This window comes from Williamsia sp., from assembly GCF_036566845.1.
Classification (GTDB): Bacteria; Actinomycetota; Actinomycetes; order Mycobacteriales; family Mycobacteriaceae; genus Williamsia.
The window spans coordinates 81,870-101,980 of record NZ_DATCVM010000030.1; the positions used below are offsets into that span (position 1 = coordinate 81,870).

Here is a 20,111-nt window from a genome sequence, read left to right on the forward strand (position 1 = left end):
TCAACTACCCCTGCCTCTTGTTGCGCCAGATCCGTTCGAACGGCAACCGCCAGGCGTGTGGTGCGATGAGTTGGTGGATTGCGTTGGGCCCCCATGAGCCCTGGCTGTAACTGCGCACCGGTGGCGGATCGTCCAGCAACGGCGCCGAGACGTCCCACAGCCTTTCGATGCCCTCGGCCGTGGTGAACAACGTGTGATCGTTCTTCATCGCATCGAGGATCAGTCGTTCGTAGGCCTCCAGCACCAACCCGGCCTGCTCGGTCTCCTGCATCGCGAACTGCAGACTCAGTTTATCGAGCTTCATCCCCGGTCCCGGACGTTTGCCGTAAAACGAGAGCGACACCTTGAACTCGTCGGCGAGGTCGAATGTCAGGTGATCCGGCCCCTGTTGTCCCACACCGGAACCGTCGGGGAACATGCTCTTCGGCGGTTCGTGGAAGGCGATCGAGATGATGCGCTGTCCGTCGGCCAGCGCCTTGCCGGTCCGCAGATAGAACGGGACCCCGGCCCAGCGCCAGTTGTCGATCTCGGCCTTGAGCGCCACGAATGTCTCGGTCTGCGATTCGGGTGTGACACCGGGTTCTTCGCGATATCCCGAGTACTGACCGCGCACCACGTTGCGGGGATCGAGCGGCCGCATCGACCGGAAGACCTTGTTCTTCTCTTCACCGATGGGGTCGGGCGCCAACGCGGTCGGCGGTTCCATCGCAACGAAGGCGAGGATCTGAAAGAGGTGTGTCACCACCATGTCCCGGAAGGCGCCGGTGGATTCGTAGAAATGCGACCGGCCTTCGAGCGCCAGCTTCTCCGGCACGTCGATCTGGATGTAGTTGATGAAGTTCCGGTTCCAGATCGGCTCGAACAGTCCGTTGGCGAATCGGAAGGCCAGGATGTTCTGAGCTGCTTCCTTACCGAGGAAGTGGTCGATGCGGAAGATCTGCTCTTCTTTGAACCACCTGTGAATGGAGGCATTCAGGGCGACCGCGCTGTCGTGGTCGGTGCCGAACGGCTTTTCCATGATCACCCGGGACTTCTTCACCAGGTCGGCTTCGTGGAGCATCTCCAGCACGGCCATCGCCGCCATCGGCGGGACACTGAGGTAGTGCAGCATATGGGCGTCGGAGCCGAGGACGGCAAGTTCTTTCCGAACCTGCGCTGCCAACGCTTCGGCGCCCGCGCCCTGCGGTACGTAGCTCACGGTTTCGGCGAAGTCCGCCGCCGCCTCCGGTGTGTAGACCCGGCTCGAGAACTCGCTGCACGCCTTGACCGCAACGGCCCGGAACTCCTCGGTGTCGATGTCGTCCAGTGACGTCCCGACGATCCGCATCGGCGGCGCCAGTTTCGACATGAAGAGATGGAACAAGCCGGGCAACAGTTTTCGCCGCGCCAGGTCGCCGGTGGCACCGAACAACACCACAACGTGGGGCGGCAGCTTCTTGACATCTCTGACCCCACGGGCCTCTTCGAGTCCGGTCACATCGTCGATCGTCCCACCTGAGCGCCGATCAGGCAGCGCAACCGGGCAACCCCGGAATCGCTACGAGGACAGGACCGGCGCTTGGCGAACCCCACCGGCGACCGCCGACAGCGAGGCGAACACCGCGGCGTAGTCCGCAGCAGCATCGGCGATGAAGGTGTCGAGTTCGGGCAGATTGTCGATGACGAAGTACAGCCCGCGACCCGGGATCGCGGCACCCAACTCCAGGAGCAGCGGCGCCAGAGTTGTCTGCGGCGCCAACGAGTGCCTCAGATCTCCGCCGGTGAACACCGGAATCGCCACCACCCCTTTGAGGCCGTCGGTGCCGTACTGATCGAGGAACGCTTTGAGCAGGCCGGTGTACGACGCCTTGTAGGTGGGTGTCGCAAAGAGGACCAGGTCACTGGCCGCGACCGAAGTCTTTGCCGCCGTGACCTTTTCTGAGCCCCACTCGAAGAGCTCGCCGGCGAGGTCGGCGAGTTCGATGACCTCGACCTCATAGGATCGGTCTTCGAGCAACGCCGGCACCAGCGCTTCGGCAACCGTCCGGGTTCGTGAATGCGGCTTGGGATTTCCGACGACAACCGAGACCTTCAACGTTCGGGCTACAGACACGGGAGTTGCTCCATACTTCATCGTGGTGGGTGTTCAGGGCCGTTGACCAGGGGTGCGACCGTGGGTGAGGTTACGTCACCACAAGCAGGCCCGCCACGGGTTTGAATCCATGAGAGTTTTGGGGTTTCCCCTGGAGACGAGGACCAACCGTCGGCAGGCGGATCGTGCTCCCACCCGCCCGACTACGCTCGAGGCAGCAATTGGTCGCCGCGCTGCGGTGTCCGACCCGCCACTTGTGACCCCCCACGAAGGGATTGTGCAGTGACCAGCAACTCCGACGGACTGCTCGGCTACGCCGCGGGCGAAATCGTGCGTGGTGAGGGACGCGGTGCGCCGATGGGCTACCCGACCGCCAACATCAACGCCCTGGACGAGAGCCGGATCCCGGACGACGGCGTCTACTTCGGCTGGTTCGGCTTGGCCGAGGGCGATCCGCCGCGTGGTCGGCTGAGCGCAGGCACCTGGCTGCCCGCGTTGATCTCGGTGGGCAACAATCCGACGTTCGACGGCCGCACCCGCACCGTCGAAGCGTATGTACTCGACTTCGACGAAGATCTGTACGGCGCACATGCCATCGCGGAACTGACCACGCTGGTGCGCCGAATGGAGAACTTCAATTCCATCGACGAGTTGGTGGTCGCCATGGACGGCGACAAACGGGCCGCCCGCGACCTCATGGTCAAGTACCCGAGCCGGCCGCAGAGTTGACCGGGACACGATAGAACCGGATCAGAGGTCGAGCGCAACTGCGGTGTCGAGTGCGACCTCGATACTGCGCATCCATCCGCCCTTGAGCGCCGCCTTCTGGTCCGCGTAGACACTGACTCCGTCAACAAGATTGCTGGAACAGGCGCATATCATCCCGGCCTTCAGTCCGCGTAGCCTCGCCACCACGTACAGCGCGGAGCTCTCCATCTCGACGTTGAGGATCCCCATGCCCGACAACTGCGAGATCCATTCCGGCCCTTCGGCATAGAACGCATCGTCGGTCGCATTGATACCCGAGTACACCGTGAAGCCGCCACGCTCGGCTGCCATCTCCTCGGCCACGCGCCGCAGTTCGGCGGCGACCGAAATATCCGGTACCGCAGGGAATCCCGGGTGAACGTAGGCGGCGGTGGTGCCATCGTTGCGCAGCGAACCCTCACTCACCAGCAGGTCGCCGGGCACGATGCCCGGTTGCAGACCGGCCGAACTGCCGACCCGGATCAGTGAGGTCACGCCGACCCGAGCCAGCTCTTCCACCGCGATGGCCGTCGAAGGGCAACCCATCCCGGTCGATGTCGCGGTGATCAGTTTGCCCTTGTAGTAACCGGTCATCGTCCGGTGTTCACGATTGTGGGCGATGTCTTGGACGTCGGTCAGGAACTCTGCGACAAAGGGCACCCGGAAGGGATCGCCCGGTAGCAGCGCCACCGTTCCGACCTCACCCGGCGCCACCCCGATGTGGTATTGGCGCACGCCACGACCGGTGGCGCCCTTGTCGATGACTGATTTTTCCGGCACGTGGGTACTCCCTCTCGTGTGCTTGCTTGTGCAAAGTATCGCGCTGTCGGCCCCATCCGCTTGTCGAGCTCGCGGGCGTAGGTTGGGAAGTAGCCGACACCGACGACTTCGATCAGATCCGAGGTGATCCTGTGACCAACGACGTCGAGAAACGCTGGAACGATCCGCGCGCATTCCACACCGCCGGCCGGTACGTGGGCGGTGTGGTGGTGCTGGCCGGACTCTGGCTGGTCCTATATCTACTGATCGACCCGTCCAGCATCCTGTGGGGCATGGGCGTCACAGCGATCCTGCTCGGCGGCGGTATCGGCGCCTTTGTCCAGGCCTACCGCGTGTACACCCGCGGCGGCACCTGGCCGGTCTGGCAAGGTGCCGGCTGGATCCTGTTCGCGCTGATGCTGGCGACCATGGGGCTGGTGGCGGTCTGAGCGGCGCGACGAGCGGAACCCCCTGGACTAGCTCGCATTCTTTCTGGCGTTGGTGAAGTACGGGTTCCGCGCGATTCGGGAGTCACCGAACGTGACGGCCCGCTCCCGTCGTGAGTTCGTCGACAGCGTCACCATCCAGTTCAGCACCGTCCCAACACGATTGCGAACCCCGGCCAGGAACGCGATATGGATCACGCCCCACGAGATCCAACCCAACCGGCCAGAGAGATGCAGTGGCCCGGCCTGTACCAGGGCGTGGCCCCGTGCAACGTAAGCCGCGCTTCCCAGGTCGCGGTACTTGAAAGGCGTCCGCACCGCAGTGCCACCTGATCCGACCTCGGCGGCGATCAACTTGCCTGCGTATCGCCCACCCTGCATCGCAACCTCTGCCACGCCCGGCAGGTTGTCGCGGGCCATCATGTCGCCCACCACCCAGATGTTCGGATGTCCGGGGACCGTCAGATCCGGTTCGACCGCGATCCGTCCCGAGCGGTCCTGCGTGGCGCCCAACTCGGTGGCGAGCGCCTTCGCAAACGGCACCGCTTCCACACCACACGTCCAGACGACGGTATGCGCTTCGTATCGGGCCACAGTCTTCGGTTCGGCCTTGGTGGTCGTCTCGACGTAGTCGGGGCCGACCTCGGTGACATGAACGCCCAGATGCGTCTCGACGCCGACGGTGTCGAGCGTGCGCTGGGCATTTTTCGACAGCTTCTTGCCGAACGACGGCAGCACCCTGTCGCCGCCGTGCAGCAACAGCACCCTGGCCTCGCGCGGATCGATCGACCGGAACTCGTCGGTCAGCGCGTGGAGCGCCACCTCGCGGATCTGACCGGCGATCTCTACACCGGTGGGTCCGCCGCCGGCAACGGCGAACGTGAGCCACGGCCGTCTCTCCTCGACCGTCGGCAATGATTCCGCCATTTCGAATGCGGTGACCAATTTGCGGCGAATGGTCAGGGCGTCGTCGAGGGTCTTCATGCCGGGCGCCCAGTCGATGTACTCGTCATGTCCGTGATAGGCCTGCTGCATACCCGTGGCGACCACGAGATGGTCGTACCTCAGATCGAACGTCGAACCATCGGGTCGGCACGCGGTGAGCGTTCGGGTCCCGGCGTCGATCGCCGTCGCCTCGCCCAGCGCCACGTGCGTATTCTTCTGCCGGCGCAACAGGTGTCGCAGCGGACTCGCGATCGAACCCTCGGACAGCAGGCCCGTCGCGCACTGATAGAGCAGCGGTTGGAAGACGTGACTGGTTCCGCGCGACAGCAGGGTGACGTCGACGTCGGCGTTCCGTAGCTTTCGCGCCGCATTGAGGCCGCCGAATCCGCCGCCGACGATGAGTACATGTGGTTGGTCAGATGCAGTCATATTCTCTTTCGATCTCCCGTTTGCCACCACAAAGGCTTGAGTGTCACAGCTTTCCATCACTCCCGCGACTACTGCGTGAGTCTAGCCGCCACGGCTGACGCCGGGAGGTGTTGGCGCAGGACGGTGCTCGCCGAGCCGTACGCGGTTACGCTCCATGCGACGACTCGAATGGAGCGTATCCGCCTGAACGGAATCGCGGAGGTGACCCGGTGGAACAGGTCGATTGTGTGGTGATCGGTGCCGGCGTCATCGGCCTGGCCACGGCCCGGGAGCTGGCGCGTGGCGGTCGTGACGTTCTCATCGTCGAGCGCGCCGAGTTGATCGGGTCGGAAACCAGCTCACGCAATTCCGAGGTCATCCATGCCGGTATCTACTATCCCGCCAGTAGCGCAAAGGCGCGGCTCTGCACGTCCGGCCGTGACAAGCTCTACGCCTACTGCGTCGAACGCGGCGTCGACCACCAACGGATCGGCAAGCTGATCGTCGCGACCCGAGTCGACCAGATCGATCGGCTGTCGGACATCGCTGCTGCTGCCGAGATCAACGGCGTCACCGATCTCCGGCTGATCGATGGACCTGAACTCGCCTCGCTCGAACCGGACCTAGAGGCCACGCGGGCACTGCTGTCGCCGTCGACCGGGATCGTCGACAGTCACGGCCTGATGGCCGCACTCCGTCGCGACGCCGAGGACGCCGGCGCAACCACAGTGCTGCGGAGCACGGTGACGGGTGGATCGGTGACCGGCGGGACCGGAGGTGATTCGTCGATCGTCCTGGCGATCGATGACACCGAGATCGCTTGCGCGGCAGTGATCAACTGTGCCGGCCTGTACGCCTGGGACGTCGCAGCGCAGATCGAGGGGTTTCCGGCCGCCTGCCTTCCACCCCGGCACTATGCCAAGGGCAACTACTACGTTCCGACCGGCGTGAAAGTGCCGTTCTCCCGGCTCATCTACCCGATCCCGGTCGACGGAGGACTCGGTGTACATCTCACCCTCGACCTCGGTGGCCAGGGGAGGTTCGGCCCAGACGTCGAGTGGGTGAACAGTATTGATTATCAGGTGGATCCGAATCGTGCCGACAGTTTCTACACCGAGATCCGACGCTATTGGCCCGCCCTGCCGGACAACTCGCTGACCCCTACCTACTGCGGCATTCGCCCCAAACTGTCCGGTCCGGGCGAACCGGCCGCCGACTTCCTCATCCAGGGCCCCGCGCAACACGGTATCGCCGGACTCGTCAATCTGTTCGGTATCGAATCACCCGGCCTCACTTCCTGTTTCGCCATCGCCGAAGCCGTCGCCGACGGCCTCCCCTGACCCCGCGCTTCCCTCCGTCGACCGTGCTCTTATTCCCGTCGACCGGGCCCTTACTCCCGTCGACCGTGCCGAAAACGATTTGTGCACATAGGCTTCGGCCCGCTCGACGGTGATTACGGCCCGGTCGACGGAATGGTCAGCGGCGGGAAGTCCTACGGAGCCGGGTGTTCACGAACTCGCCCATGCCCCACCGGCCGAGTTCCCGGCCGAAACCGGATCGCTTGACACCACCGAAAGGCAAGCCCGGCAATGTGGTTCCGTGCTCGTTGATGTAGGCCATACCCACTTCCAGCTGATCGGCGACGTCTCGGGCCTCGTCCAGATCCGTACCCCACACCGATCCACTCAATCCGAAATCGACGTCATTCGCCAGTGCGACCGCCTCGTCGACCGAACTGACCCGGTACACCATCGCAACGGGACCGAAGATCTCCTCCGAGTACGCGTCCATGTCCTTGGTCACCCCGGTCAGGACGGCCGGGCTCATGAATGCACCGTCACCTTCGACCGCTTCACCGCCGGTGTGCAGCGTGGCGCCCTGTGACACGGCCTTTTTCACCTGCTCGACAACCTTGTCCCGCGCGTCAACCGACGACAGTGGTCCGACGGTGGTGTCAGGATGCAAGGGATCACCGATAGTCGCGCCCTCGAACTCCTTGGTGATCCCCTGGACAAAATCGTCAAAGTACTCGTCCGGCACGATGAACCGCTTGGGGCTATTGCAGGCCTGACCGGCATTCGACAGCCGCGCCTGCGCCGCCGTGCGCGCCATCTTCTCGACGTTCTCGGTGTCGAGGATGATGAACGGGTCGGATCCACCGAGTTCGAGGACGGCCTTCTTGAGATTTCTGCCCGCGGTCTCGGCAACCGACGCGCCTGCCGCTTCGCTCCCCGTCAACGACACTCCTCGGACGCGGGGATCAGCGATCATGTCGGCGATCTGATCACTCGAGGCAAAGACGTTGATGTACACGTCGTCCGGCACCCCGGCCTCGTGCAGCTGGGTCGCCATGAGCAGCGCCGAACCCGCACAGATCGATGCGTGCTTGAGGATGATCGTGTTGCCCGCCATCAGGTTCGGGGCCACGAACCGGGCGACCTGGTAATACGGGTAGTTCCAGGGCATCACACCGACCAACGGACCCACCGGGTCGGTCTGGACGATCGATTCGTCCGCACCGTCGACGTCAAGGGTTTCACTCTGCAACAGATCCGGACCGTGCTCTGCGTAGTAGCGGTAGATGGCTGCCGCCAGCTGAACCTCGCCCAGGGCCTGTCTGGTCGGTTTGCCCATCTCCGTGGTGATTGCCTGCGCCAACTCGTCGGCACGCTGTTCATACAGATCAGCGGTCCGGGCCAGGGCCGCGGCACGATCGGCCGGACTGGTGGATCTCCATGAATCGAACGCCGCGATCGAACGACTCAACACGTCCTCGACGCCATCGGCGGTCAGGCTGCCGAACTCCCGCTCGGTCTTGCCAGTTGTCGGATTGGTGGTCGTGTAGGCACTCATGACGCACTGGGTACCCAACTGGCTACTTCCTAATCCCGATGATGCGCGGTTCTGGCGAACAAATGCCCAGGTCGGGACAGCCAAAACCGCACATCATCGGGGGTTGCGATCAGTGAGACACTGCCTTTTCGACGCCGACTCCGGTCAAGGAGCGGACCTCCATCTCGGCCTGCTTCGCGGCGTTCTCCACCTTGCGACGACCGATGTAGGTGCCGATCACGGCCAGCAGGAAGCCGGCCGGGATCGAGACGATACCCGGGTTCGACATCGGGAAGAAGTCGAAGTCCGCGTCAGGGAACATCGAGGTCGGCTTGCCGGAGACGGCAGGCGAGATCACGATCAGGCCGATGCAGACGAGCAGGCCGCCGTAGATGCTGTACAGCGCACCGGTGGTGTTGAACTTCTTCCAGAACAGCGAAAACAGCAGCGTCGGAAGGTTTGCCGAAGCGGCGACCGCGAAGGCCAGCGCCACCAGGAAGGCGATGTTCTGGCCCATGGCCAGGATGCCCAGCACAATCGACACAACACCGATGACCACCACGGTGATCCGAGAGACCCGGACCTGTTGTTCCTCGGTGGCGTTGCCACGCTTGATGACACTGGCGTAGATGTCGTGGGCAAACGAGGCCGATGCGGTGATCGCCAGTCCTGCCACCACTGCGAGGATGGTCGCAAAGGCCACCGCCGAGATGATCGCCAGGAAGATGGTGCCACCGAGCTCGAACGCCAGCAGCGGTGCCGCAGCATTCTCCTTGCCGGGCGCGGCCAGGATCTTGTCCGGCCCAACCATTTTTGCCGCACCGTAGCCGAGAACGAGGGTGAACAGGTAGAAGGCGCCGATCAGGCCGATGGCCCAGGTCACCGAGCGGCGAGCCTCTTTGGCGGTGGGCACCGTGTAGAAGCGCATCAGCACGTGCGGCAGACCGGCGGTGCCGAGCACCAGTGCGATGCCGAGCGAGATGAAGTCGAGCTTCGACATGTTGCTGATGCCGTACTTGGCACCCGGAGCCGCCATGTCGCGCGCTGCGACTGCGTCGTCGGTCGAATTACTCACCGTCTCCTGCGCCTGGGCGAGCAGGGTCGAGAAGTTGCCCTTCACCGCGAACAGCACCAGGAAGAACATGATTCCGGCACCGGCGATCAGCAGAACGGCCTTGACCATCTGGACGTAGGTGGTGCCCTTCATGCCGCCGACGAGCACGTAGACGATCATCAGGACTCCGACAACCGCCACCACGATTGCCTGGCCGGTTTTGCCTTCGATGTCGAGCAGCAGGGCCACAAGTCCACCGGCACCGGCCATTTGGGCCAGCAGGTAGAACAGCGAGACGGTCAGCGTCGACAGGGCAGCCGCCATCCGTACGGGGCGTTCCTTCAGCCGGAAGCTGAGGACGTCGGCCATCGTGAACCGGCCGGTGTTACGGAGGAGCTCGGCCACCAGCAGCAGTGCGACGAGCCAGGCCACAAGGAATCCGACGGAGTACAGGAAGCCGTCGTACCCGTAGACCGCGATCGCGCCCGCGATTCCGAGGAACGACGCGGCCGAGAGGTAGTCGCCGGCGATCGCGAAGCCGTTCTGCGGTCCGGAGAACTGGCCGCCGCCGGTATAGAAGTCGGAGGCCTTCTTGGTGGTCTTGCTGGCCCGGATGACGATCGTCATCGTGATGACAACAAAGGCGACGAAAATCGCGATGTTGAGCGCGGGGTTACCTACGGAAGCGGCTTCGGCAGCGAGATTGGTCATTGGACCGGTCCTTCCAGCTCTTCGCGGATGGCCGCGGCGCGAGGATCGAGGTCACGATTGGCGAATCGTACGTACACGGCTGTGATCACAAACGTGGAGACGAACTGGCCGAGGCCAAGGATGATGCCGATGTTGATGTTGCCGAGCACCTTGGTGGCCATGAAGTCTGTCGCGTATGTGGCGAGCAGGACGTACAGGGCGTACCAGGCCAGGAAGAACGCCGTCAGCGGGAACACAAACGTTCGCAGTCGACGACGCAGGTCCTGGAACTCCGGACTTGCCTGCATGTCGATGAACGCCTGTGCGTCCGGAGCCGGCCGCGGCTGCGACGTCCCCGGGCTCAGGTCTGATGTGGTCACTGGAGACTCCTGCCATAAACGAGTGAGAGAACCTGACTGGAAACGTTAGTGAGGTCCAGGTCACATCAGAATGGTGTGGTCGCAGTCCCACGGTGAGCTGTCGAACTGTGCGACGAACGGTCGGTTTCGAGCGACAAACGGTCAGCTGCCGGACTCGGGATCGGGTCCGTCGCGGTCCTGCCCTCGACCCTCGGCCGTCCCCAGGTTCGTCTCACGATCACGCCCGACTCCCAGCCCTTCCGGCGCATGCAGGCGGGTGAGGAGACGTCCTACATCGGCCGGGACCTGGTCTGCGGTGAACTTGCTGACCAGCACCATCGTCGCAAACGCCAGCGGCACACTCACCGCCGCCGGATACCCGACCAGCACCGCGGGCCAGCCGTCGAGAACGTCATCGTCGAAGCCCACGACCGAGGTGGCAAACGCGGCTCCGCCGGCGACAACACCACCGACGATCAATCCGGCCGCCGCGCCCACGGCGGTCAATCCCCGCCACCAGATTCCCAGCACCAGCAGTGGGCACAGCGTGGACGCCGCGACGGCGAACACGAGGCCCACCGTCCGCGACAGGTCGATGGACGTCACCCCCACGGCCAGCAGCAGCGGCACAATTCCGGCCAGAACCGACGCCAGCCGAAAATCCCGGACCCGGCCCCGCAGCACATCGGTACTGATGACACCGGCGACACTGACCAGCAGACCCGACGAGGTCGCGAGGAAGGCCGCGAAGGCACCGGCGGCGACCAGTGCGGCCAATAATTGGCCGCCGATGCCCGACAACACCGAGCCCGGCAGCAGGAGCACAGCGGCGTCGGACGCTCCGGTGATGAGCAGCTGCGGGACCCACAGGCGGGCGAAAGCGCCGAGCAGGGTCGGGAACAGATAGAAGACACTGAGCAGTCCGACCACCGCCAGCGAAGTCGCGCGAGCGGCCCGGCCATCGGGGTTCGTATAGAAGCGGACGAGCACGTGAGGCAGCCCCATCGTGCCGAGGAAGATCCCGATGATCAACGAGAACACCTGGAACATCGGGTGCTCTCCGCCAAAACCCCATCCCGGGGTGGCCCACTCGCCGTGGGTCGCCGGCGCACCGGATACCACGGGTACGGCAGAGCCCGCTTGGAGTTCCAGCTCGGCCCCCTCGCCCAACGTGTGCTCACCACGCCCCAGCACAAGAGGCCCGGACACCTCGGCGTCATCGACTTCCCCGACCACGACCACGCGCAGGGGCTCCGCCACGGTGACAACGACATCGGTGGCGACGTCCACGGTTGTCGCTGTCCGGACGGTGGGCGGCGCATCGGAGCCCAATTCATCTCCCGCACCATAGAAGTGGATGGCCAGCACGATCGCCGGCACCGCGATCGCGGTCAGTTTGAGCCAGTACTGGAAAGCCTGGACGAAGGTGATCGACCGCATCCCGCCACCGACGACGTTGGCGATGACGATCAGGGCGACCACCACCGCACCCACCCAGGGCGGGACACCCATCAGGATGTTGAGGGTGAGTCCGGCTCCCTGGAACTGAGGCACCAGATAGAGGATGCAGATCAGGACCACGACGCCCGTCGCCAGTTTGCGTAAACGCTTGGACTGCAGCCGGAATTCGGCGAAGTCCGGGACGGTATAGGCACCAGAGCGACGTAGCGGCGCGGCAACGAACAGCAACAGGCCGACGTAGCCGGCGGTGAAACCGATCGGATACCAGAGGGCATCTGCGCCGTACTTGGCGATCAGACCAGCCACCCCGAGAAAGGATGCGGCCGAGAGATATTCACCGGAGATGGCCGCCGCGTTCCATTTGGGTCCCACACTGCGTGAGGCCACCAGGAAGTCGGACGTGGTGCGGGCCAGGCGGACTCCGTAGGCGCCGATGGCCACCGTCGCCACTGCCGCGGCCACCAGCGCGATGAGTGTCGGCACCGGTACCGACTGTCCGTAGATCGTCTGCATCTGTTTGGCTTCAGTCGTCGACCAGGTCGCCGAACTCTTGTTCGTTTCGATCGGCGCGACGGTTGTAGAACCAGCACACGGCGAGCAGCAAGGGATACACCGCAAACCCAAGGATCCACCAAGGCAACGGGATTCCGAAGATCGCCACCTCGGTGAGCCCCGGGAAGATCTTCATCACCACCGGAATCGAGCACAACACCAACAACGCCAATGCCGCCAGACGCATTGCCAGCCCGAGTTGGGCGCGCATCAGTCCGCGAACGAGTGCGTCACCGACCTCTGTGTGCTCCTGGACCTCCACCCTGGTGCGCACCGCCCGCGCTCCCCGGCGCGTGGCCAGCACCACCCGCTCCCGCGGTCGGGGTGTCTGTTCTCCGGGTGCTGTCACCGGACGGGCCGTTCCTGCTTGGGACTGCGCACCAGCCGGTCTTTGAGTTCCCGGGTATGTCGCCGGCTGACCGGCAACTCCACCACCGCCGCGTTGGGCTCGGGACGCAGGAGGACAACCATGCCCGACCCGACGGTGCGGATGCCGGTGACCAGAGGCAACGACACCAGGTACGAACGGTGCACGCGCAGGAATCCCAATTGTGCCCAACGATTTTCGAGGGTCGAGATCGGGATCCGCACGAGATGCGAACCTGTCGGGGTGTGCAGCCTGGTGTAGTCACCCTCGGCTTCCACCCAGGAGACGTCCGAGCGATTGACGAGCGTGGTCGACCCGCCCATCTCGACCGGGATCACCTCATCCGGGTCGGTGACACCGGGTTGCGAATCCCCGTCCGGGCCGGACGACTCCCGCTGCTCGACCACCCGCCGGACCGCCTCGGCAAGACGTTGCGCGCGTAGTGGTTTGAGCAGGTAGTCGACGGCCCCGAGATCGAATGCCGCGACTGCCCGGTCGTCGTGAGCGGTCACGAAGACGACGGCGGGAGGATTCGCAAAAGCCGCGAGCACTCCGGCGAGTTCGAGTCCGTCGAGGCCAGGCATGTTGATGTCGAGGAACACCGCATCGATCGAGTCGGGACGATCCTTGATCAGCCGCAGCGCGGTGGTCGCGTCAGCGGCGGTGAGAACCTCCGCGACCGCACTCTCGGCGCGCAACAGATAGGCGAGTTCGTCGAGTGCGGGCCATTCATCGTCGACGGCCAGCACTGTCAGTGCCGGCCGTCTAGTGGGCGCGGGGTCCTTGGTGGTCTGTGTCACAACAGGGTCCATCTTCCCACGAACCACCCGCACCACAGGCTACCTGGCGGCACAACCCGCATCAACCGACCTGGTTGCCGAGATCACCCGCTGCGCTCTGCCTTCCTCTCTCTCGCGGCGCGATCTGCGTCCGCCCCCGCTTTCATCGTCGCGCTGAACCAGACGTCTTCCTCCTGGAAATCGTTGGTGCGCCACCCCTCTGGCGTCCGTACGAGCTGGTGGCGGTACCAGCCGCCACAGTCACTCTTCTCGGTCTGACCGGGCAGGATCATGGGGTTGTAGAACATCGCGCGGACCTCGGCGGTATCGCCGGTGATCGTGTAGTCGATGTTGGTGATGAAATGCTGCTTCATCGGCAGTAGTTTCATCGACGCTTCCAGCCAGGCCGAGATCTCCACCCGATTACCCGTCGGACCACCCACTGCGGAATAGTCGATACGCGCGTCTTCGGTGTAGAGCGAGCGCCACAGATCCCAGTCCTCGGAGTCGACCGCCTTGGCGTACTTCGTCAGGTGCTCCTCGATCTCCAGCCTGTCGATGACCTCTTGAATATCCACCTGGCAACTCCTCACGCACGACGCACATCGGATGACGGAAGGGAGCATGCGGTCAGCTCAGCCCGCAGACAGCGACCATCAGTTCAATCACTTGATTGATTCATGGGTATGATCTAGGACATAATTCTGCCCTGTCAAGGTGTGCGTCACTTTTATACCCAACAACTGGTCGGGAGCGGCATTCGATGAGAAGTATCCCCAGCGAGCTGGCACAACGGTACAAGGACGACGGATGGTGGACCGATGAAACCGTCGGCGAACTGATCGGTCGCGGGCTGACCGACCGCGGAAGCCTCGAGTTCGAGGTCCATTCCGCGACCCACCCGTACGTGGGGACGTTCGCCGACGTCGAGAAGATCGCGCGCCGGCTTGCCGCCGGGCTCGCCGACCGCGGTGTCGGAGAGGGTGACGTGATCGTGTCCCAGTTGCCGAACTGGATGGAAGCGGCAGCGACGTTCTGGGCGACCTCGTTCCTCGGAGCGGTGATCGTGCCCGTCGTCCATTTCTACGGGCCCAAGGAGATGGCCCACATCATCGCCACCACCAAGCCCAAGGTGGTGATCACCGCCGACGGATTCGGCAAGTTGACCTACGACCCCGAGCTCTACCGCGATGTACCGATCGTCGGTGTTGTCGGACGGAACTTCGATGAGTTACTCGCCGCCGAACCGATGACCGGGATCATCAAAGCCGATCCTGCCGCGCCCGCGCTGATCGCCTTCACCTCTGGGACCACCAGCAAGGCAAAAGGTGTCATCCACAGCCACCAGACGCTGGTCTGCGAGACCCGGCAACTGGCGATGCGCTGGCCGCACGACGGGCAACCGCAGATCACCGGCGCACCCACCGGTCACTTCATCGGCATGGTGAGCGCGTTCCTGATCCCGATTCTCGAGGGCTACCCGGTGCACTTGATCGACGTCTGGGATCCGGCCGTGGTGCTCCGCCTGATGATCGAACGGAAGCTGAAAGTCGGTGGTGGCGCACCGTATTTCGTGACCAGTGTGCTCGACCACCCCGACTTCACCCCCGCACATCTGGAGTTCATGCCCTATGCGGGACTGGGCGGGGCCTCGGTTCCGCTGAGCTTCACCCGACGACTGACCGAACTCGGAGTCACCGCCTACCGCTCGTACGGCAGCACCGAACATCCCTCCATCACCGGATCGAAGCCCGCGGATTCGGTCATCAAACGCACACAGACCGACGGCAGTGCCCTCGAAGGTGTGGAACTGAGGATCGCTCCCGACGGAGAGATCCTGTCCCGCGGCCCCGACCTGTGCATCGGCTACACCGATGACACGTTGACGGCCAACGCTTTTGACTCCGAGGGGTGGTACCACACCGGCGATATCGGCGTCCTCGACGAAACCGGCAGCCTGACCATCACCGACCGCAAGAACGACGTCATCATCCGGGGTGGCGAGAACATCAGCGCACAAGAAGTCGAAGAGGAGCTCCTCGGATTGCCCGGTGTTGCCGAAGCAGTCGCCGTCTCCGCGCCCGACGCCCGTCTCGGTGAACACACGGCCGCGGTGCTGCGACTCAAACCGGGTGCAGTGATGCCCACGATCGACGAGCTTCGGGCGCATTTCTCCACGTCCGGACTGGCAAAACAGAAGTGGCCCGAAGAACTTCATCAACTCGACGAGTTCCCCCGCACGCCCAGCGGCAAGGTCCAGAAGGCAGTGATCAGAAAACTTGTGGCCGAACGCAGTGATCAGACCCGATCAACCGCTGCCACACCATGAACATGCCCCGATCAAGGTCATTCTCCGGCAGCATCATTTAGCCGACAGCATCACGTCACCGGCAGTAGACCGCGATCGGCAAAGACTCGCTTGGCGACAAACGTCGCGTTGAGGGCGCGAGGGAAGCCGCAGTAGACGGACGAATGGAGGAGTGCTTCAACGATCTGCTGCGGCGAAAGACCGACATTGAGTGCAGCATTCACGTGGACGTCCAGCTGTGGTTCGCACCCGCCGAGCGCAGTCAGCATGCCGAGTGTGACGAGCTGGCGATCGCGCGGTGCGAGCGCGGGACGTGAGTAGATCTCACCGAATCCCCACGCCACGACCTGGTGTGCGAGCTCGGGTGAGATGTCTGCCAACGCTTCGATGACGTTGACGCCGGCGGCACCGTCGATCGCGTCGAGAACTGATCGTCCGTGATCGTATCGCTGCTCGCGCGTTGTGGTTTCACTCATGGTTTGCTCCATCGTCGGGGTTCCGGTCGCCGGACTGTTCGGCGAGGTCGTGGCGGTAGATCGCGATCTTTGTTTCGAGCGCCCTCTCATGTCTGCGGAGTGTGGCGATCTGCTCTCGAAGCACTTTTTGATGCTCTTGGAGCAGCGCGAGCCGGTCGGCAACGGTCCCGGTGCCCTGAGCGCGCAGCTCGGCGTACTGCCGCATCCGCGAGATCGACATCCCTGTTTCGCGGAGGCGCAGCAGGAACTTCACCCACTCCACATCCGCCTCCGAGTAGCGGCGTTGGTTGCCGGCGTTGCGGCCCACGGATTCGATCAGCCCGGCATGTTCGTAGTAGCGGAGGGTATGCGCCGATACGCCGCTCGCCGCCGCCATCTCCGCGACCGTCTGCCCTCGGGGATCAACCCTCTTCGCCACACCGTCGTTCTTCATGCAACGCAGCGTAAGAGTTGGAGCGCACTCTAAGTCAACCCGCGGAGATCGGCGGGATTCAGACCGAGACGCCGGGCCTGAACTTGGGTACCCGCATGCTCACCTTGGTTCCGGCACCGGGAGCGGTTTCGACCACCAGCCCGTAGTCGTTGCCGAACGCGGCCCGCAGCCGATCGTCGACGTTGGCCAGACCGACATGAGCACTCTCTGTGGCACTCGCTCCGGCGGGCCCGGCGACGATGGCGTCGAGGTCTCCTGAACGCAGGAGTTCCGGGTCCATCCCGATGCCGTCGTCCTCGACGCTGATCACACAGTCGGTGCCCTCGTCGGCCGCGATGATGGTCACCGTGCCGCCCTCCGGCTTGCTCGAAATACCGTGACGCACCGCGTTTTCCACCAGTGGCTGTAACGCCAGGAACGGCAGGACCACGTTGAGGACCTCTGGAGCCACCTGCAGCTTGACCGCCAGAGAACCGCCGAAACGGGCGCGTTCCAAAGTGAGGTATCGATCGATGTTGCGCAGTTCGTCGGCCAGCAGGGTGTACTCGCCCGCTGCCCGAAACGAATAGCGCGTGAAGTCGGCAAACTCGAGGATGAGCTCGCGGGCCTGGTCGGGGTCTGTGCGCACAAACGACGCCACGGTCCCCAATGCGTTGTAGATGAAGTGGGGGCTGATCTGGGCCCGCAGGGCGCGAACCTCGGCGCGATCGAGTCGGGCCCGGGACGCGTCGAGTTCAGCAAGTTCGATCTGGCTGCCCGCGTAGTTGGCCACCTCGGCGATCGCCGACAACAGGCCCGGTCCCGGCTGGGTTCTGGTGACCACCCCGATCACACCCACGGCCCCTGCTCCATCGACCAGCATCGGCTGGACGATGAGGGCCCGGACGCCCGGTTCATCGAGATCAGAGGCTTTGATCAGGATGCGGCGTCCCTCTTCCGCCGCCCGGACCGCCGCATCCCCGAACTGCGCCGAAAGCCGTTCGTGAGATCCGGTCCAGGCCAGCACTTCGCCGTCGGCATCTGCCATTCCCAACGCATCGGCCGAGGTCAGGCTCCGCAGATGCGGAGCTGCTTGCGCCGCCGAGTCGGCGTCGAGACCACGGCGCAGTGGGCGGGCCGCGAGGGACGCGGTGTGCAGCGTCGCGTGAACCGCACGTTCGGCCGGGGTCGTGAGAGTCGACCGCGTCCGAACTCGCAGTGCCACAACCGCGATCACCACCACCAGTACCGCGATGACAACGACGGTGATCGTGATGCCCGACATCAGCGGCTCATCACGATGATGTGCTGCTCAGCGATCGGCGACGGCGTATGCGGCGCCCGCGGCCGCGGCCGTGACCGCGAACACCGATGGCCAGGCACCGATCTTCTTGGCAAGCGGATGCGAGGCGCCGAATGCGACAAGGTACCCGCCGAGCAGCGATCCGGCCACCGCCGGCCCCTTGCTCTTGAACCACTGGGTGGTGCACCAGGCACCTGCTGCGGCGAGCACGACGCCGCCGAGTTCACGCCGCCCGCTGTATCGAGCTGCGGCAAATCCGCCGACGAGTCCGGCGGCAACAACGGGTGCAGTCAAAGGTTTACTCACCCCATCGACTGTACCGTCGCCACATTCGCCGGCTGGATCGTCGGCTTCCCCGGGTTGTCGATGTCCCGGTTGTCGGCGTTCTCAGTGTGGGCGTTGCCACGACGGGTTCCGGCCGGAAAGACCCAGCAGCTGATCGAGGTCGGAAGCGTTCTCGGCGACCGGAACCCGTGGGGCGAAGGGCTTGCCCGGGCCTTGGTAGTCGGGGGTCAGCATGTTGGGGGCGAAGGCCGCGGAGGCGGCGGCCGCCTCGGGTGCGGGCTCCCACACCTGCCCAGTGGCCACGGCGAGATCCCAGCCGTGGACCACGTACTCCCACAGGATCATCGACATCGCCATGTCACCCGGCATCGCGTTCTCCCCGAGGTACAGCGGGCGCTGGTCGGCGCCGGCACGCACAGCCGTGTCGAGTTGGTCTGCCGCCGAACGGATCACGTCGGCGACCGGCCCTGCCACCTGCGGGACCTCGGCGCCGCCGGCGTTCGCCCGCCCTTCGGGATCAGCGAACCCCGTCGCGAACGTGCTCAGCCAGCCCGCAACGTGGTTACGCAACTGTGCGACATCGAGTTCGGTGCACGGAGTGGGTGCGGCGTCCTGGCCGTCGGTGTTCGCGACAACGTCTGCGAGATCAGCCAGGACCGGTCGGAGTAGGTCAACAGTTGTGGTCGTCATGTCACCAAGTGTCCTCCGGCATCACCGTCCGGGTCTTGAAAAAACGCGACAGCTGCCGACGTGGCGGTGTCGTTGGTGGCACCTGCGCCCACTGCCTTGACCCATCGCGAGAGAATAGTTCTCGATTGACTTTCAATCTCTTTCTATCGGGGTACCCGACGACACCGCGTGAACACACCGTCTCCTACTGCAGTGCAATAGCTTTCCGGTGCCAATGGAAGTCACAACGGTAGACACGGAGGAGCTGTCACCGGTGATGATTGAGCCGCTTCTGCACCGGCAACAAGTGCGCGACCGATTCGACGATGGCCCGCCGCCCGTAGATCAGCCCGAGAGCGATCATGCCCACCCCCGTTGCGAAATGCATCCAGTCGTCGGCAGAGTTGAGGGGGAGGAAGTTGGCGCCGGACTCCTTGTCGACCATCAGGCCGTGCACCCACATCACCAGGTAGATCAAGCCGCCGCCCAGCAGATACCGACGCGATCCTGCGGCAGATCTGGACGCTGCGATGCCGACGACCCCGAAACCCAGGTGGACGAGGTTGTGCAGACTCGACACCTTGAAGATGCCCAGGAGCTCAGCCCTTGAGTAGTGCCCCGTGAAATTGAGCGTGTCGTAGTTGGTCGTGATACCGGGAATGAATCCGAGACAGCCGGCGACGACGAAGGCGATGGCAACAACCAGCGCTGCGGTCTGAACGTCCGTGCGATCCGGTCTTCGAATGATGGTCATGGTCAGGTTTCCAGGGATACCGGGAACACCAAGGCAACTAGGGGCTCCGGAATGGCTTTGCGTCGGACTACAGGAAGTCGCTGTGCTGGAACACGTTGCCTCCGTTGATTGATCGAGCCATAGAAGCGAACGCCAAAGAAGCGGACTGATGGCCCCGACCGCCGCCCCGGTGTTGGCATAAGAGTGCCCAGTTCGCGGGCACTCCAAACTGTTGCCGAGCCAGATACTCCTGCAACGCTCGGTTGTCACTCCTCGTGTTCGAGGTCCTGCGGCTCAGGATCTTCTGGCTCGGGGTTCTCTGCCTCGGCGTTCTCAGACTCCGGATCAAGTGTCGCCTCGGTTTTGCCCCGAGTCAGCTCCGACAGGATCTGAGCCAACTTGCTCTGGCGGTCGGCCATCACCTTCGCCCACGCCGCCTCCACCGTCTCGTTGGC

The 20,111-nt window shown here is 64.1% G+C and carries 22 protein-coding genes; 4 read left to right on the top strand and 18 right to left on the bottom strand.

Annotation, left to right across the window (positions count from 1 at the left end; translation table 11 throughout):
* Positions 1–4 precede the first annotated feature (4 nt).
* Positions 5–1,477 carry a glucose-6-phosphate dehydrogenase gene (zwf, locus tag VIQ49_RS02410; RefSeq protein ID WP_331880380.1) on the bottom strand — a complete coding sequence of 491 codons (1,473 nt, stop codon included), beginning with the start codon at positions 1,475–1,477 and terminating at the stop codon, positions 5–7.
* Between the two features lie 60 nt (positions 1,478–1,537).
* Complete coding sequence (locus tag VIQ49_RS02415; RefSeq protein WP_331880382.1) at positions 1,538–2,092, bottom strand: NAD(P)H-dependent oxidoreductase; 555 nt, start codon at positions 2,090–2,092, stop codon at positions 1,538–1,540.
* Between the two features lie 261 nt (positions 2,093–2,353).
* On the opposite strand from VIQ49_RS02415, the gene VIQ49_RS02420 reads away from it, so the two are divergent.
* Complete coding sequence (locus VIQ49_RS02420; protein ID WP_331880383.1) at positions 2,354–2,800, top strand: riboflavin kinase; 447 nt, start codon at positions 2,354–2,356, stop codon at positions 2,798–2,800.
* A gap of 21 nt (positions 2,801–2,821) precedes the next feature.
* Here the strand turns inward: VIQ49_RS02420 and VIQ49_RS02425 are convergent, their stop codons facing one another.
* Complete coding sequence (locus VIQ49_RS02425) at positions 2,822–3,598, bottom strand: nucleoside phosphorylase (protein ID WP_331880384.1); 777 nt, start codon at positions 3,596–3,598, stop codon at positions 2,822–2,824.
* Between the two features lie 131 nt (positions 3,599–3,729).
* On the opposite strand from VIQ49_RS02425, the gene VIQ49_RS02430 reads away from it, so the two are divergent.
* On the top strand, positions 3,730–4,026 hold the full coding sequence (locus VIQ49_RS02430; protein WP_331880385.1) for a hypothetical protein: 297 nt from the start codon (positions 3,730–3,732) through the stop codon (positions 4,024–4,026).
* 27 nt (positions 4,027–4,053) lie between these two features.
* Here the strand turns inward: VIQ49_RS02430 and VIQ49_RS02435 are convergent, their stop codons facing one another.
* Positions 4,054–5,397, bottom strand: a complete 1,344-nt coding sequence (locus tag VIQ49_RS02435; RefSeq protein WP_331880386.1) for an NAD(P)/FAD-dependent oxidoreductase — start codon at positions 5,395–5,397, stop codon at positions 4,054–4,056.
* Positions 5,398–5,606: 209 nt separating this feature from the next.
* Here VIQ49_RS02435 and VIQ49_RS02440 point away from each other — a divergent pair, with 209 nt between their 5' ends.
* Entirely contained in the window at positions 5,607–6,716 is a 1,110-nt protein-coding gene (locus VIQ49_RS02440) for an NAD(P)/FAD-dependent oxidoreductase (protein WP_331880388.1), read from the top strand.
* Between the two features lie 136 nt (positions 6,717–6,852).
* Here VIQ49_RS02440 and VIQ49_RS02445 read toward each other — a convergent pair whose 3' ends face one another.
* From VIQ49_RS02445 to VIQ49_RS02475, 7 genes are all read right to left on the bottom strand, one after another.
* Positions 6,853–8,229, bottom strand: a complete 1,377-nt coding sequence (locus VIQ49_RS02445) for an NAD-dependent succinate-semialdehyde dehydrogenase (RefSeq protein ID WP_331880389.1) — start codon at positions 8,227–8,229, stop codon at positions 6,853–6,855.
* A gap of 109 nt (positions 8,230–8,338) precedes the next feature.
* Complete coding sequence (locus VIQ49_RS02450) at positions 8,339–9,973, bottom strand: cation acetate symporter (protein ID WP_331880391.1); 1,635 nt, start codon at positions 9,971–9,973, stop codon at positions 8,339–8,341.
* Positions 9,970–10,332, bottom strand: coding sequence for a DUF485 domain-containing protein (locus VIQ49_RS02455; RefSeq protein WP_331880392.1), 363 nt, complete (start codon positions 10,330–10,332; stop codon positions 9,970–9,972). Before VIQ49_RS02455 ends, VIQ49_RS02450 begins: the two co-directional genes overlap by 4 nt.
* 141 nt (positions 10,333–10,473) lie before the next feature.
* Positions 10,474–12,285: a cation acetate symporter gene (locus VIQ49_RS02460; RefSeq protein WP_331880394.1), complete on the bottom strand. Its 1,812-nt coding sequence runs from the start codon at positions 12,283–12,285 to the stop codon at positions 10,474–10,476.
* A gap of 10 nt (positions 12,286–12,295) precedes the next feature.
* A complete protein-coding gene (locus VIQ49_RS02465; protein WP_331880395.1) occupies positions 12,296–12,673 on the bottom strand; it encodes a hypothetical protein in 378 nt (125 codons plus the stop codon).
* The gene (locus VIQ49_RS02470; protein WP_414731558.1) at positions 12,670–13,503 is read right to left on the bottom strand and encodes a LytR/AlgR family response regulator transcription factor; all 834 of its coding nucleotides are present in this window, start codon (positions 13,501–13,503) and stop codon (positions 12,670–12,672) included. Before VIQ49_RS02470 ends, VIQ49_RS02465 begins: the two co-directional genes overlap by 4 nt.
* 71 nt (positions 13,504–13,574) lie before the next feature.
* Positions 13,575–14,048, bottom strand: coding sequence for a nuclear transport factor 2 family protein (locus tag VIQ49_RS02475; protein ID WP_331880399.1), 474 nt, complete (start codon positions 14,046–14,048; stop codon positions 13,575–13,577).
* 185 nt (positions 14,049–14,233) lie between these two features.
* Here VIQ49_RS02475 and VIQ49_RS02480 point away from each other — a divergent pair, with 185 nt between their 5' ends.
* Positions 14,234–15,799 carry an AMP-binding protein gene (locus tag VIQ49_RS02480; RefSeq protein ID WP_331880401.1) on the top strand — a complete coding sequence of 522 codons (1,566 nt, stop codon included), beginning with the start codon at positions 14,234–14,236 and terminating at the stop codon, positions 15,797–15,799.
* 50 nt (positions 15,800–15,849) lie between these two features.
* Here the strand turns inward: VIQ49_RS02480 and VIQ49_RS02485 are convergent, their stop codons facing one another.
* From VIQ49_RS02485 to VIQ49_RS02515, 7 genes are all read right to left on the bottom strand, one after another.
* Positions 15,850–16,254 (bottom strand): carboxymuconolactone decarboxylase family protein, encoded by a 405-nt coding sequence (locus tag VIQ49_RS02485; protein ID WP_331880402.1) that lies wholly within the window; start codon positions 16,252–16,254, stop codon positions 15,850–15,852.
* On the bottom strand, positions 16,247–16,687 hold the full coding sequence (locus VIQ49_RS02490; protein WP_331880403.1) for a MerR family transcriptional regulator: 441 nt from the start codon (positions 16,685–16,687) through the stop codon (positions 16,247–16,249). The genes VIQ49_RS02485 and VIQ49_RS02490 overlap by 8 nt, the downstream gene beginning before the upstream one ends.
* A gap of 58 nt (positions 16,688–16,745) precedes the next feature.
* A complete protein-coding gene (locus tag VIQ49_RS02495) occupies positions 16,746–17,951 on the bottom strand; it encodes a sensor histidine kinase (protein WP_331880405.1) in 1,206 nt (401 codons plus the stop codon).
* A 27-nt stretch (positions 17,952–17,978) separates the two neighbouring features.
* On the bottom strand, positions 17,979–18,275 hold the full coding sequence (locus VIQ49_RS02500; RefSeq protein ID WP_331880407.1) for a hypothetical protein: 297 nt from the start codon (positions 18,273–18,275) through the stop codon (positions 17,979–17,981).
* Between the two features lie 81 nt (positions 18,276–18,356).
* The gene (locus tag VIQ49_RS02505) at positions 18,357–18,944 is read right to left on the bottom strand and encodes a TIGR03086 family metal-binding protein (RefSeq protein ID WP_331880408.1); all 588 of its coding nucleotides are present in this window, start codon (positions 18,942–18,944) and stop codon (positions 18,357–18,359) included.
* A 247-nt stretch (positions 18,945–19,191) separates the two neighbouring features.
* Positions 19,192–19,677, bottom strand: a complete 486-nt coding sequence (locus VIQ49_RS02510) for a DUF4383 domain-containing protein (protein ID WP_331880409.1) — start codon at positions 19,675–19,677, stop codon at positions 19,192–19,194.
* Positions 19,678–19,922: 245 nt separating this feature from the next.
* Positions 19,923–20,111: hypothetical protein (locus VIQ49_RS02515; RefSeq protein WP_331880410.1), on the bottom strand; the 189-nt coding region annotated here is incomplete at its 5' end.